This is a genomic window from Streptomyces luteireticuli (genome assembly GCF_041519305.1).
Taxonomy (GTDB): domain Bacteria; phylum Actinomycetota; class Actinomycetes; order Streptomycetales; family Streptomycetaceae; genus Streptomyces; species Streptomyces luteireticuli.
The window spans coordinates 186309-201128 of the sequence record NZ_CP167928.1 but is presented as its reverse complement, the minus strand read 5'-3'; the positions used below and the strand labels follow the sequence as shown (position 1 = coordinate 201128).

Annotated in this window: 8 protein-coding genes and 4 pseudogenes; 10 read left to right on the top strand and 2 right to left on the bottom strand. The window is 64.5% G+C overall.

Going from position 1 to position 14820, the window contains the following annotated elements; genetic code table 11:
• Positions 1–10: 10 nt before the first annotated feature.
• The 10 genes and pseudogenes from AB8735_RS36515 to AB8735_RS36470 form a co-directional block, all read left to right on the top strand.
• Positions 11–172 (top strand): annotated as a pseudogene (locus tag AB8735_RS36515) (IS630 family transposase); the annotation flags it as partial.
• A gap of 178 nt (positions 173–350) precedes the next feature.
• Positions 351–1727, top strand: a complete 1377-nt coding sequence (locus AB8735_RS36510; protein WP_372412147.1) for an IS1380 family transposase — start codon at positions 351–353, stop codon at positions 1725–1727.
• Between the two features lie 351 nt (positions 1728–2078).
• The gene (locus AB8735_RS36505) at positions 2079–3422 is read left to right on the top strand and encodes an IS1380 family transposase (protein WP_372412146.1); all 1344 of its coding nucleotides are present in this window, start codon (positions 2079–2081) and stop codon (positions 3420–3422) included.
• A gap of 204 nt (positions 3423–3626) precedes the next feature.
• Positions 3627–3773 (top strand): hypothetical protein, encoded by a 147-nt coding sequence (locus AB8735_RS36500; RefSeq protein WP_372412145.1) that lies wholly within the window; start codon positions 3627–3629, stop codon positions 3771–3773.
• 62 nt (positions 3774–3835) lie between these two features.
• Positions 3836–4236, top strand: a pseudogene (locus AB8735_RS36495) (transposase); the annotation flags it as partial.
• 17 nt (positions 4237–4253) lie between these two features.
• A pseudogene (locus AB8735_RS36490) lies at positions 4254–4630 on the top strand (IS30 family transposase); the annotation flags it as partial.
• A 380-nt stretch (positions 4631–5010) separates the two neighbouring features.
• Positions 5011–6798, top strand: coding sequence for a hypothetical protein (locus AB8735_RS36485; RefSeq protein ID WP_372412144.1), 1788 nt, complete (start codon positions 5011–5013; stop codon positions 6796–6798).
• A 196-nt stretch (positions 6799–6994) separates the two neighbouring features.
• Positions 6995–10912: a phage tail protein gene (locus tag AB8735_RS36480; protein WP_372412143.1), complete on the top strand. Its 3918-nt coding sequence runs from the start codon at positions 6995–6997 to the stop codon at positions 10910–10912.
• An 82-nt stretch (positions 10913–10994) separates the two neighbouring features.
• Positions 10995–11603 carry a Pvc16 family protein gene (locus tag AB8735_RS36475; RefSeq protein WP_372412142.1) on the top strand — a complete coding sequence of 203 codons (609 nt, stop codon included), beginning with the start codon at positions 10995–10997 and terminating at the stop codon, positions 11601–11603.
• A pseudogene (locus AB8735_RS36470) lies at positions 11600–13444 on the top strand (ATP-binding protein); the annotation flags it as partial. The gene AB8735_RS36475 and the pseudogene AB8735_RS36470, both read left to right, overlap by 4 nt.
• A gap of 54 nt (positions 13445–13498) precedes the next feature.
• On the opposite strand, the gene AB8735_RS36465 reads toward AB8735_RS36470, so the two are convergent.
• Both AB8735_RS36465 and AB8735_RS36460 read right to left on the bottom strand, forming a co-directional pair.
• Positions 13499–14263 (bottom strand): ISAs1 family transposase, encoded by a 765-nt coding sequence (locus tag AB8735_RS36465; protein WP_372412141.1) that lies wholly within the window; start codon positions 14261–14263, stop codon positions 13499–13501.
• Complete coding sequence (locus tag AB8735_RS36460) at positions 14203–14811, bottom strand: transposase family protein (RefSeq protein ID WP_372412140.1); 609 nt, start codon at positions 14809–14811, stop codon at positions 14203–14205. Before AB8735_RS36460 ends, AB8735_RS36465 begins: the two co-directional genes overlap by 61 nt.
• Positions 14812–14820: the final 9 nt, after the last annotated feature.

The following is a 14820-nucleotide window of genomic DNA, read 5'->3' as shown; positions in this document are numbered from 1 at the left end:
GGTTTTCAGGATGCTCGTCCATCACGGCCGCAAGGCCGAGAAGAAGGGGTTCAAGGAGGCGGACTTCGCCGCCCTTCTGGACTCCGCCCACCAGCAGCTCGGCTCGAGAATCGTTCTGGTGTGGGACAACTCCACCCAGCACAAGGACGCCACGATGCGCGAACTGCTGGCAGCCCGCGAGAGCTGGCTGACCGTCTTCCGTCTCCCCGCGTACGCACCGGACCTTAACCTCACGCTTTCGCGGGGTGGGCCGTCCGAAGGCTGGCAGCAAACAAGAGAAGTGCTTCTGGCCTGCAACGATGGGACTTGTCTAGGGTCCTGTTGGCTGCACGGAAAGAAGCACTTCTCAGGTGCGGAAGCGTATCGGGTTCTACCCGTGTGTGCGTGTCGAGGGCAGCGGTCGTGGAGCGGTCTCCCAAGCCGGTGCCGTGCTGTTGGTCGAGATGGTCCGCAAGTGCGGGCTGGACCAGGCGATTTCAGGTGCGCTGGCACCATGGCGCAAGGTCCGGGCCGTGAATGATCCGGGGAAGGTCCTGCTGGACGTGGCGCTCGCGGTCGCGCTCGGCGGAGACTGTCTGGCGGACGTGGCCATGCTGCGGGCCGAACCATCGGTGTTCGGACCTGTCGCCTCCGACCCGACCGTCTCCCGTTTGATCAGCACCCTCGCCGCGGCCGGCACCAGGGCCCTGTCCGCACTGCGCCGGGCGCGGGCCGAAGTCCGCGAGCGCGTATGGCAACTGGCCGGCGCGGCGGCCCCCGACACGGGAGGGCAGGTGACCGTGGACCTGGACGGGGTACTGGTCATCGCGCACTCCGACAAGGAGGATGCCGCCGCGACCTGGAAGAAGTCCTTCGGGCATCACCCGCTGGTGGGATTCGTCGACCATGGCGCCGACGGGTCGGGAGAACCGGTTGCGGCATTGCTGCGGCCCGGCAACGCCGGCTCCAACACCGCCGCCGACCACATCGAGGCCACGCGCCTGGCCCTGGCACAGCTGCCCAAAAAGTACCGGCGCGGACGGCAGACACTCATCCGCACCGATTCCGGCGGGGGCACGCATGGGTTCGTCAACTGGCTCTCGGCACGGGGCCGCTGGCTGTCGTACTCGGTCGGTATGACCATCACCGACGCCATCCATCAAGCAGTTCTGAAGGTTCCGGACAGCGCGTGGACCCCAGCCGTCGAAAGCGACAGCGAGATCCGCGACGGCGCCTGGGTGGCCGAGCTCGCCGGTGACATCCTTCACGGCTGGCCGGGCGGGATGCGGCTGATCGTCCGGAAAGAACGGCCCCACCCCGGCGCCCGGTTACGGTTCACTACCCTCGACGGTATGCGGCTGACCTGCTTTGCCACCAACGCCTCCGGCGAAGCGATCGCCGCGCTTGAACTGCGGCACCGCCGACGGGCACGCTGCGAGGACCGCATCCGCGCCGCCCGCACTACCGGCCTGCGCAACCTTCCCCTGCATCATGCCCCACAGAACCAACTGTGGCTGGAGATTGTCCAGATGGCTCTGGACCTGCTGGCCTGGATGTCCATGCTCGCCCTCACCGGCCCGGCCCGGCTGTGGGAACCCAAACGCCTGCGCATGCGGCTGTTCCCCGCCGCCGCCCAGCTGATCACCACCGGCCGCCGGCGCCTCCTCCGCTTCGCCCAGCACTGGCCCTGGACCAACCTGATCACCACCGCACACCAGCGGCTGCACGCCATACCCCACCCCGGCTGACCCACCACCCCGACGAGCTGAACCACACCCCGGAGCCGTGGAACCCGGCGCCCACCCGACGCGACAGCCGGGCCCTCGCCACACCCGCAACTACAGCCAAGAGCCCAAACGGCCTGCCAATGAAACCGACGGACCGTCATGAAAGATCGAGGTTAACCCTGGGTATTCAGCGGAATTGGACTGCCTGACGCCCCGATAGCGAAAGGTGCCGTTGACCTGCGAGGATGCGGGTGTCTAGGTCGTATCCACTGCAGAAGTCAGGGCACCTTTCTGGTGGTTGAGCGTACAGGGTGGGGCCGTCGGCTGTCGGTGGTTGCTGACGGGAGGAAGCTGATCGGGCATGCTGGGGTGGTGTTGCTGCGCCGGTGTGCGGACCGGACGGGGCTGACGGACGCGCTGGCGAAGGTACTGCCGTCCAGCGCGGCGGCCGGCTGGCGGGACCGTGCGGCAGTGCTGGTTCACCTGGCGGTCGCGATCACGCTCGGGGCCAGGAACCTTTCGGATGCCGAGCAACTCCAGGTGCATCACCGGGCGTTGTTCGGGATCGCGGCCTCGGATTCCACCGCCCGCCGTATACTGGCCGCACTCGACGAGCTGGCCCTGGCGCGGATCATGAAGGTGCGGGCGCGGGTGCGCCGGCACGTGTGGAGCCTGCTGTGTCTGCGGCCGGGCGGATTCCCATGGCTGACAGTGGCGGGCAAGCGGCTGACCAGCTGGATCGTCATCGACGCCACCGTCATCACCTCGGCATCGAAGAAGACCGGGGCCGCGGTCACCTTCAAAAAGACATTCGGGTTCCACCCCCTGGCCGCCTGGTGCGCCAACACCACCGAGTCCCTGGCCATGCTCCTGCGCCCCGGCAACGCCGGAACGAACACGGTGAGCGACCACATCACCGTGCTCACCGATGCCCTCGCGCAGATCCCCGGATCGGCGACGGCGAAGATCCTCGTCCGGGTGGACGGAGCCGGAGCCACCCACGGACTGCTGGAACACCTCGAAGCGCTGAACACCGCACGTCGCACAGTGCGTTACACGGTCGGGTGGAAGATCACCGGAGAGGATGAACAGGCCATCGCGAAGCTGCCCGAGACCGCGTGGGAGACCTCCCTGCACCAGGACGGCAGCCTTCAGGAAGGTTACTTCGTCGCGGAGCTGACCGGGGTGAACACCCGCGAGGGCTGGCCGGAGGGAACGCGGCTGATCGTGCGGCGGGTCCGCCCGACCCGGCGGCACCTGAGGAAACTGACCGCGTTCGAGAAGAAGGCCGGCTGGCGCTACTGCGTGACCGCCACCAACATCCGGCACATGTGGGGCATCGCCGGCTCAGGACACAGCCAGTTCCTGGACGTACTGCACCGCTCCCACGCCGCAGTGGAAGACCGGGTCCGCACCAACAAGGCGATGGGCCTGGGCAACCTGCCCTCCGCCTCGTGGGAAGTCAACCGTGGCTGGATGCTCGCCGCGAACCTCGCCGCCGATCTCGACGCGTGGGTGAGGCTGCTGGCCCTGCACGACATCGACGGCCTGGCCGACGCGGAGCCGGACACCATGCGCTTCCGCCTCTACCACCTGCCCGCCCGCCTCACGGACCACGCCCGCCGCCGCTTCCTGCGGATCGAACGGACCTGGCCCTGGGCGCAAGCGTTCACCACCTGCTGGCAACGACTGACCAACCTGCCCGCCGTCACCTGACGACCGGACCACCAACTCCGACGAGACAAGGGAGGGAAGCAGACCCGCACGACCTCCGGGTGCCGTGGAACCCCGGCGCAGCCGCAGCGACACGCGAAGGCCCGCACGCGACCACGCAGGACAAACAGGGCGAACGACCAAGCCGGTCAAGCGATCTCGACCGCTGAAGAATCGAGGCTAACGGCGGAGGGAGTGTGGGCCCACTTGAAGAAAGCGCTGGCCAACCTGGCCGCGGGCACCATCGACCAACTCGCCGCACACATCCGGACCCGGCTGAAGAAAATACAGTACCGTTCCGCCCTCCTCGACGGCTTCATCGCCGAGACCGGGCTCACCCTCGCCCCACCATGACCGTCACCCCAAAGCGAAGACCTCAGAAGCTCCTCGCCGCCCGCATCGAGGAACTGCTGGAGGCCCACTTTCTCTTTCCCCGGTCCTGACCTCCATGCCCGGCATCGGGGTCAGGACCGCAGCCCGCATCCTCATCGACGTCGACGACGCCAGCGCCTTCTCCACGGCCGGCCACCTGGCCACCTACGCCGGACTGGCACCCGTGACCAGGAGCTCCGGCTCCTCCATACGCGGCGAGCATCCCTCCCGACGAGGCAACAAGCAGCTCAAACGAGCCTTCTACCTCGCTGCGTTCGCATCACTGTCCCAACCCGAATCACGCACTTACTACGACAAGAAGCGACGGCAGGGAAAGCACCACGTCGCCGCCCTCGTCTGCCTCGCCCGGCGGCGCATCGACGTGCTCTTCGCCATGCTCCGTGACGGCACCTTCTACGAGCCCCCAACCGCCATCGCCGCTTGACGAAAACGATAGGGGCACGTTACGTGATGCTGGTGAAGGTCCCCGGCAAGGACACCGACAGCGTCGTCACCGCCTTCACGCAGCACGTCCGGATCCTCCCAGGTGCACTGATGAAAACCCTGACCTGGGATCGGGGCGCCGAACTCACCGGTCACAAACGCTTCACCATCGCTACCGACGTCAAGGTCTACTTCTGCGACCGAAAATCCCATGGCAACGGGGGCCCAACGAGAACACGAACGGTCCCCTCCGGCAGTACTTCCCAAAAGGCACCGAGCTTTCCCTCCACACGCAAGAAAGCCTCGACGCCGTCACACTGCGGCTGAACACCCGCCCCTGCCGAATCCTCGGTTACGAAACCCCGGCTGATAGGCCCGCGGCAGTGTTGCACTGACCGGTTGAGATCAGGCGCTTTTCACAAGAAGGCGTTCTCCATCTCAAGTTCTCGGATACTGGTCCTGTTCCTTCAACCGTGCCCGTTCCCTGACGCTAAGTTCCGCCCCGGGGGCTGATTCCTTTTTCCGCTGGCACCTCGCATAGCCCCTCTCGCAGAGCTCCAGACCCTAATCGACGCGGTCACCACCAGCCACGGCATGGCTCTCTACCGACGGGTTTAAGGAATTACTGGTAGACACTCCCTCTCCAGGAAAGGCTCCCCCGATGCCCGATATCACCATGCCTCTGTCTGCTACAGGGGCGGTGGGCAGACTCCGGCCTCCCCCACTGATCACCCGCCTCGACACCGAATCTAGCAGAAAATCCCCTCCTTTCCCCTTGGTGTTCCAGCGCATGCTGGCGCCTCTCGCAGACAAGTTCAACCAACTCGCCGAGAACGGCCTACTGACCATGGCTCGAGCCCTGGGCCTGCATCCTCCCCTCGCTGCCCCGGCCCGCGTCACGATGGCACTCGACCTGGCACCGGGCCTGGACCAGACCGTCATGCTGCCCGCAGGAACCACCTTCGCCACCTCCTCCAGCGAGCCCGGAACCTCTATGGCGTTCACCACGCTCGGCGAATACGTTCTGCATTCCGCCTCTCTGATCACCACCGGGCTGCTGCCTGCCAGCTGGCACCCCGACCACAGCGACGCAGCCAAGCAGGCAGCGTCGTTCACCCCTCTCGGCAAAGGCACCGAGGTAGGCCCGGAACAGTGTCTGATCCTGGTCTTCTCCCGGCCTCTACCCGGCATGACCTGCCAGGTCTCCCTGCCCCTGGAACCAGGCACCGAGACCGGAAGCCTGAAATGGGAGGCCTGGCATACTAACGGCTGGACTCCATGCGGGACCAACACTGGTACAGGCCTGTCGGCAGCCCCCCGCTCCCCCGAATTCGCCGTCCCAGTGGCCTCCGCGCACACTGCATGCGTCTTCCCCGCCACGGGAAAACTTCCCCGCCATGAAGCCATCAGCTTACTGCGCTGCTCACCCTTGACCGGCACCTTCACTCTGGCCGACGACACAGTGCCGGTCACTGTCCGTGGCTGGGCCGACGCCGTCGAAGGCGAACTTGTCAGAGGCGAGCAGCTGGGCCGCTCCGACGGTACGGCAGGGCAGGCCTTCCGGCTCAACCGCCCGATCTCCACCACTTACCGGCGCCCGTACCTGGAAGCCGCCCAGGACACTGGAACCCAGATATGGACGATGGTGGACTCCTTCGCCGATTCCCAGCCTACAGACCGCCACTTCATGGCCGACGCCGCACAAGGCCGGATCCGCTTCAGCCCCAGCCCTCAGCGCGGCAGCAGCCCTCCGGCCGGCAGCGTGCTGCGCATTCCGCTGTATCACAGCGGTGGAGGCGCCAGCGGCAATGTCGCACCCGGCACTATCACTATCCTCAAGAACCCGCGACCTGAGATCACCGCCGTCACCAACCCCGACGCCGCGACCGGCGGCAGTGAACCTGTACCGGCCGCCTCCTGGTACCGGGCTTCCCCGGGTCCCACCGTGTCCCTGGCGACCGCCCAGGAACTCGAACAGCTAGCGTTGCTCCTGGGCCTGGGCATCGCTGTCGTTCGCTGTCTTCCCGCCAATCCCCAGCGTTCTTCCCCTACCGTCCAGTTGAACGTCCTGCCCACTGTGCGGGCCGACGCTCTCGACCGCATCTCCTCTTCTCAGCTACGGCTCACCAGTGATGCTGAAGACGCCATCCGGCGCGGAATCGGTCCCCGCCTGCCATCGGGCACCATGTTGGTGATTTCTTCCTTCCCCATCACCGAGGTCAGCACCGAGGTTACCGTGCGGTCCCGGACCTGGGCTTCCTCCGAAGAACGCAAAGAGCTCGTCCGCAACGCCTGCGCAGCACTACACCGCTACTTCTGTCCCCTGCCCGGTGCCGGGCCCGCGGGCCAGGGATGGCCCGTCGGCCAAAGCGCCTATGTCGGGGACATCCACCAGGCGCTGGCGGGTGTCGCTGGCCTGGAGAGCGTGGAGCAGGCGGTCTTTGTCTCCGCCAGCACCGCTGTGGTTCCTGACGAGTTCGGGTTGCTCTGTTCGGGTCACCACACTATCAAGTGTCCCTCGGTCGGCGCCCAGAATGCTGACACGGTGGTTTTCACCTCTTGACGGCAAGGCCGTTGACAAGCGCCGTCAGTGGCAATGGCCTCCGGCCCGAGGGGCATGTCTCAAATAGCCGACTATTTGCAGACCGTGAAGTGCAGATCCCCTGGCACGTTGACATGTGCCCTCCGGGGATATGGGCAGACCGCCAGCTGGGCTGCTGCCTTTCGGGAGCAGGCCGACCCGGGCGTTGCTGGCCTAGGTGCTGTCGCTCCTTGTCCGCCGGGCCTTCATCAGCTCTTCATCCGCCGTTGCTGGCATCTTTCCACTGCCGCATGCTGTGACGATTGGGATTGCTATGACTCCTCAGGACCCGTCTGCTCCCCCCGATATGCCCACTGTGCTGGCGCAGGACCCGGCCATGCAGAAATTCGCGATGGCGGTGGGCCGTATGCTGGCGCCTTTCCGTCGTGTTCTGGCGGACTTCCCCCGCCTGTTGGATGCCTGGCGCACTGACCCGGCGTGGCTGGCCTGGCTCTCGCAGGTCAGTGGTGCACCGGATCTGACTCAGTGGGACGAAGCCGCACAGCGTGCCGCTATCGAGTGTGCGCCCAGCTTGGCTGTCAGCCGCGGCACGCTGACCGCGCTCCTGCAGGAAGCTTCCCTTCTGGGCTGGGAGGTATCGGTCGCCGATCCGGGCTGGGCTCAGCCAGCGAAGGACATGCCTGCTGATCTGAGGCGATTTCCGCTGGCTGTGGCGATAGCCTGGCCCCCGGAATCCTCTCTGGATTTGCCCAGTGTGCGTGACCGGCTGACTAGGCTCGCACGCGATAACTCTCCTGCCAGTTTACCGGTGACAGTGCTGGTCGGAGAAGGCAACTCCCCCACCGCCGCCTTGACGCTCCCGGCCGCCAGCCATGCTGTCTCGGGGGATGCCAGGACCGTGTTTTTCTACGGCCCGACCGCTCCGGCTGACCAGACTGTCGGCTACAACCTGGCCAGTCGGCACCCTGTCCCCGGGCCGTCCCCCCTGGCCGAACGGTGGGAAGGCCTGAACAATCGGGGAGAGGGAAAGTTTGCGCAAGGCTCCATCGATGCCGCGGTGTACTCTCCCGAGGCCAACGGTTTCTTTCTTTTCTCCGGACAGCAGGCAGCCCGCTGGGACGAGAAATCGGCCAGCTTCACCTCCATAGAGTCTACGCGCGACCTTTTTCCCGGACTCGGCACATCACATATCTCAGGGGTTCTGTACGCCGCGCAGCCGGGCGGGAACAAGGTCCTGCATGTGTTCAGCGGGACATCGTGCTACCGGTATAAACATTTCGGAGAACAGGGTGGGGAGAACAATCGGATCGAGATCCAGCAGCTCTATTCGCCGAACCTACCCGAGCAGTATGTGCACGATCTCACTGCTGTGGTCGATGACCCCTACCAGGAGAACGTCCACTACCTGATCTCCGGCCCGATGTGTGCTGAGATCGATGGCTTCACCTTCAAGGCATCCCATCTTATTCGCGACCTGTGGCCCGGCCTTCCTATCCACACTTCCTCTCACGAACGTGGAGGAGGATCCCTCAGTACAACCGAATTCATCGTTTTCGGCGAGGACGTCCGTGTCTCCTACTACACCCGCTCCCCATGGAAAGATGGAACTGTATACCTGCACACCGGCCCTGGGGTCACTGTCGAAAATGTGCACACGTTAAAAAACTTCCTGGCTGAAATAAAAGCATCCGGAGTGAGCGGCGACATCATAATTCCACATGCAACAATCAAGACACCGGGCATCCATGCCCTCTACTACGGATCTCCTTCCTTCGACTCATGGTCATCCAACCCTCACGAGTTTACGGTCATACTCCCCGAAAGTCTTCTTTCGAATTGCCAGTTCGAGGTGTACAGCAACCCTGCAACATGTGGCACCGCGATAGAATGCGGCTGGCTAATCCCTGAGGATGAATGGCGCGAGGGTGCCTCGGTCGCCTTTTACAGGCAATCAGAAAACAGTCGGCTATTCGAGCAGAACAATAGGGTTGTTGCGTCCACGCCCCCCGCCTCCGAGCCTACGCTCTTACCCTCTGTGCATGAGTTCTCGGATAATTCTGGGACCCTTACGATTCCGAATCCGAGCCTGCCACCCGGGCTCTACGCCGCATTCCTCCTTGCCTGCGGCGGGCGAGCCACCCTTACCTACGGTGCTCCCCTCGTCATCGACTTGCCGCCGCATGGACGTGGAACCCTGAAACTCAGGGGAAGAGACGCTGCATCAGTCCCTCCAGACGAAACGGTCACCTTCGATCTCACCCCGGGGCAAGCCGACAACTACCCGTGGCCCGACGGCATGTTATGCATCTTCGCTGGGCAAGACCCCTACACCCCGGACAGAAACCCCGTGTCAAGGGAATCCATCGGGAAAGACCAGCGACAGTACACCACACAGTCCTTCTTGCCCGGCGGCTACACAGCCCGGTGGTCCCCCAAAGACGAGTTCCTGCTCCTCGCCGATCAACTGGACTTCACTGTCACCACGAACAGTGCCTGGTACGGCAAGCTGGAAGCACAACCGAGCAGCGGCACCGATATAAACCTGAACTACTCCACTACCTACATCCCGACAAGCGCGAACATCATCTCTATATTTGAGAAAACATCCGACGCTCAGGCCGGACCGCAAATTAACACGCGGAAGGAGTCCTGGGGCTCCAGCGCCATCCACGTGGTCGGCACTGCAACGCCGTCCGGCTCCGTCACGATCAGGGCAGGCGATTTCTCCGAGGCTTCCCCCTGGGCACCTGGGGACTACATCATCCACTTCACCGGCAGCGGCGGAGGAGGCCTGGCTGAACCGATCCCCTTCTGTGCCACGCTTCCCTCGCTCCCCGAGGCATTGACTATCGACCCTTCTGAGAACATCACTGACCAGATCACAGCAACTTACCGAACAGACTATTCCAGCCCGCGCGACATGCTTGAGATCTATGAAGGCGCCTACGATGGGGCCTCACTACAGAAACCCGACGGAGCCCCGTTCCTGCAACATCCGGCGCAACAGGGAAGAGATATCATCGCCCTGAGTGACCTCACACCAGGTAGATATACTCTGTATTATACGGCGCGAGGATCGAGAGCACTGCTCGCCCAGCCGAAAACCTTCTTGCGCAACACAAGCACGGGAGAGACAGGATCCATTGAAATCCCTGGCGGGAAGACCTATACGCTCGGCGACCATATTGTTATCGGATACAAGACGCAGTTCAGCGACAAGGATTCCAAGGTCAAGGAAAACCGCATCAGAGCAGTACAGAACAACAGGGAAATAGCGTACCAGGAAGCCCATGATGATTCCGGTAAGGTGGACCTGGGTGCGTTGCCTGCCGGCAGCTATCAAATCGAGTTCACCGGCAAGGACGGCAGCACGCTGGCTCCCCCTCTTCCCCTCACAGTCCATGCACGCACTATCGCCCTGACCTTCAGAGCCGACAAGAACGACAACTGGAACCTCACCAAGCAGACACTCAAAGACTGCACCAGCAGCGTCCCGCTCTCTGAACATCCGACGGTCACGAACCAGAAGGCCCAGGTCATTACCTACACTCAGGAATCCAGCAAAACTGTTGCGATGAGCGGCACGCTGACTTTCACGAGCACCGACCGCCGCGCGGTTAACGTTACCTGGGCGATGGCGGACGGCGGAGAGGTCTCCTACACAGCCACAGGGCCCAAAGGAATCCAGGTAACACTCGCCCCCAGCACGCTGCTCAGCACCACTGCCCAGACCGTAACCCCGGTACCCTCACCGAACGGACCTTACGCGCAGGCCACCGTGAGCCTCACCGACACACAGCACCCTCCTATCGTGGAGACCTGGCAGAACCACCTCCCGTTCGCCCTGACCCTGGCACAGAACCAGCCAGTCTCCGACAACTCCACCATAAAAATCACACCTGCACCCACCATAGATGCTGGCGGGACCAGCAGCATAGAATTCACCACAACCATCTCGTCGCTCCCCTCACAAGGCAGCGTGACATACACGTTCATCCCACAAGGCAAAACAGATCCGCAGCACATCACCCTGCTCTGGAAGAAAACCCCGAACAATCCTCCCACCTACACCTTTACCATCCCACCCGGAGCCGAAATCAAGGCGGATACCGAGAAGTGGAAGCACATCGAATGAGAAAGTCACCCAAAAAGTGACCGCCCTTCCTCCCTTCTGAGGCTAGGCCTTTTGTCCGTTCCGACGTACAAGGACCACACCTATGTCACTCAAAGAGATAGACCAGCTCCTGGAGCAGACCATCACGACTCTGGTGGGTGATGGAGACATCCAGGTGAGCTTCAAGACGCCCATGAAACCTGGATTTACACCCGATAGCGGCATAAGCTCCATCAACGTCTACCTCTACGAACTGCACGAGGACATGGAACGCCGGTCAACATGTCGCGTCATCAACCGGTCCGACAACCCAAAAAACCTCGCCAGCGGTCCCCCACGCCAGACGGATCCCCCACGGTATCTCAAGCTCTCCTACATGATCACAGCCTGGTTCAGCGACCCTCCTGTCGCCCACGAGTGGCTGGGTGCACTCTTCACCGCCTTTGCCCAGCGCCCTCCCCAGTACCTCGAGAACGGGGACCAGATCATCATCGACGTAGGCCTGCCCCCTGTTCAGGACCGGATCCTCACCGAACTGTGGAGCACGTTCCACAATCCGCTCATGCCATTCCTCAACCTCACCGTCACCGTGCCGATGACCGTCGCCGTCACAGAGCACGTCCACTACTACTACGTCAAGGACCGCGAGTCCGTACTCATAGGGGCAGATTCCCGCGACCATGCACCGGGCACTGGGCCGAGGCCGTCGTGACACAGGCCGACACAGACACCGAGACAGCTCCTCGCATCCGCACCGGGCTCGACTACACCCTGCGCCACCTGGCTGTACTGCAATGGCGCATCCACCAGCTGGTAACCGACCGTTCCAACACCACCACAGGCCTCTCACCACTGCCACGAGGCCTGTTCATCTCGGACGAGACCGCCACCCAGCTGTCCGCCTGCCCGACCCAACCGGTCACCACGGACCCCACCGAGGACACCTGGGTCGAACAGACCGAGGAACTCGCCGACAACGCCGAGGCCCAAGGGATACCCCTACCGCTGCGCGACCTGGCCACCGCGTACGACCTCGAACCAGCTGACCGGCTGGTCCTTCTCGCCGCCCTCGCCCCCGAGATCGACCCCCGCTTCGGACAGCTCTATGGCTACCTCCACGACGACAGCACTCGCCAGCACGCCTCCTGCGGCCTCGCCCTCCAACTCTGCGCAGCCGAACAGCACGACCCCCACGCCCGCAGCCGCCTCACCCACGGCCCCCTCATCACCCACCGACTCCTCCAAGTCTCCAACACCGACTGGCCCTTCCCCGCCCGCTCCCTGATCCTCTCCGACCGGATCACCGCCCACCTCCTGGACCAGCCCTGGCCACCCCACGCCCTCAGCCCCGGCATCACCCTCACCCACAGCACCGCCCCCCCACCACCCTCACCGGCCACGAAAACCCTCGTGGACCAGGTACACACCGCTCTGGCCCAAGGAAAGCTGGTCCATCTCCAAGGCCCCGTCGACAGCTGCCGGCACACTGTCGCCGAAGCCGCACTCCACACCCTGTCCCCCACTCTGATCCACCTCGACCTCAGCCAACTCCACGACCCTGCCACCGCCCAGGCAGCCGTGGCCGAAGCCACCTTGGAAGCCCGCCTCCGCCACTGCGGCCTCCTCATCAGCCCCCTACCCCGGACAACTACCTCCGACGACACCGACACCACCCCAAACACACCCCTCACCCCCCTCTCCGACACCCCCGTACCCACTGTGACAGCCGACAGCCGGCCTTGGTCCCCCTACGGCTGCACCCGCCGCCCCCTCGAACTCACCTGCCCCACCCCCACCACCGCAGAACGCACCACCGCATGGGACCACGAACTCCGCCCCCACATCCCCGACCCCACCGAACGCCACACCACCATCAACACCCTGCGCCCCTACCGGCTCAGCCCCACCGACATCACCCAAACCGTCCGCACAGCCCACGCCCTGGCCCTCGCCCGCCACGAACCCCTCAGCACCCCCCACCTCCAAACCGCCGCACGCCGCCACCGCCCCATCCCCCCCAGCCGCCTCACCCGCCGAATCCAACCCACCGCGCGATGGGACGACCTCGTCCTCCCCGACCTCCCCAAACGCCAGCTCCAGGACCTCATCCACCGTGCCCAATACCGCGAACAAGTCCTCAGGGACTGGAAAATGAACCCCGGATCCATGCGCGGAACCAGCACCATCGCCATGTTTACCGGTGAATCCGGAACCGGAAAAACACTCGCCGCAGAAACCATCGCTACCACCCTCGGCCTCGACCTCTGCCACATCAACCTCGCCACCATCGTCGACAAATACATCGGCGAAACCGAAAAACGACTCGACCAAGTATTCGAGCAGATCGAAAACACCGACGCCCTCCTCCTCTTCGACGAAGCCGACGCCCTCTTCGGTAAACGCTCAGAAACCACCAGTGCCCACGACCGCTACGCCAACATCGAAACCGCCTACCTCCTCCAACGCCTCGAAACCTTCAACGGCATCGCCATCCTCACCACCAACCTTTCCGCCAACATCGACCAAGCCTTCACCCGAAGACTCGACCTCATCATCCATTTCCCTCCGCCCACTCCACATCTCCGCCACAGGCTCTGGAGCACCTGCCTACCCTCCACCCTCCCCCGCACACCCGACATCGACCTCAAAACCCTCGCCACCACCCACAACCTCACCGGCGGCAGCATCCGTAACTGCGCCATCACCACCGCCTACCACATAGCCGCCCGCAACACCCGACCTCTCACACAAAACGACCTCGAAAACGCCATCAACGACGAACTCCGAAAACTCGGACGCACCCCACCACCCGAGTAGTTGGAGTGCGTGGTCGGTTCGTGACCGGTAGTGGTCGGTGGCAGCGGCGATGTTCGTCCATCCGGCTTGGCGGCTGAGGCCGATGGCGAGGTTGCGGAGGGGGGCCATCGCCCGTGGTGCGGTGCCGGTGCGGATGCGGGAGGCGTCCTCGTTGAAGGTCACGTTCCGGATGTGGTGCAGGGCCTCGACCTGCCAGTGTCCGCGGATCAGCTCGGCGAGGCGGGCCAAGGTGGCCTGTTCGGGAGCGAGGCTGGTCACTGTGTAGACCGTCGTGAGGGTGGTCTTGCCGGTGGTGCGGAAGGCGCGGCGGCGTTTGACCTCGATGGCCTGGACGGCGTGGGGGAAGAGCAGTCCGGGGCGGGCGGTGCAGGCCTTCAGGCGCCGGATCTCGCGGCGGCCGTGTCCCTGCTCGCGTGTGCGGTGCTGCAGCGGGACCTCGCGCCAGGGCAGGCTCCGCAGCTGACGGCGGAGGTTCTTCTGGTTGCCCTTGACGGTCAGAATGTAGTGGGCGCCCTGGGCGGTGATCTGCTCGGCGTGGCCGGCCTGGGTGTGCATAGCGTCGGCGGCACGACGTGGCCGCGCAGGTCGAGCGGGCTGAGGAGCGGGGCGAAGGCCGGGATTTCGTTGCTCTTCGCAGCGATCTGGCGCTGTGAGACCACTGCCTGGCTCTCGTGGAGGATGGCGGCCAGGAGATAGGCCGCCGTCTGGCCGCCGTGGCGGCTGCCACGGACGGCTTTGCCGTCGACAGCCGGGCCCACCAGGGCCGGCTCGTCGTCAGGGTCAGCCACGTGCCGGGCAAGCCAGGCACCCACCGCGTCGTCGACGGTATCCCCGTCCATGCGGGACAACAGGCGCCCCAGTGTGGTGACATGCGGGAGACGCGTCAGGCCGAGCCCGGCCCGGACCGCGGGGGACGCGTCGGCGGCATACCGGGCGATGCCGGCCACGGGCCTGGCGCCGCCGAGGACCGCGAGCAGACACAGAGCGAGCAGGGGCCCCAGCCGGTAGCGGCGGCCCCGGACCCGTCTGGGATCCGGAAGCCGCTCCAGCACCTCGCGCAGCGAGACGAGCCCCCCGGCCGGGCAGCTCAAGTCGGCGTCCACGCAGTGGCG

Bases quoted from the DNA above. Each gene is read 5' to 3' on its own strand.
- AB8735_RS36475 (WP_372412142.1), top strand. From the start codon at position 10,995: ATGTCACTCAAAGAGATAGACCAGCTCCTGGAGCAGACCATCACGACT.
- AB8735_RS36465 (WP_372412141.1), bottom strand. From the start codon at position 14,263: ATGCACACCCAGGCCGGCCACGCCGAGCAGATCACCGCCCAGGGCGCC.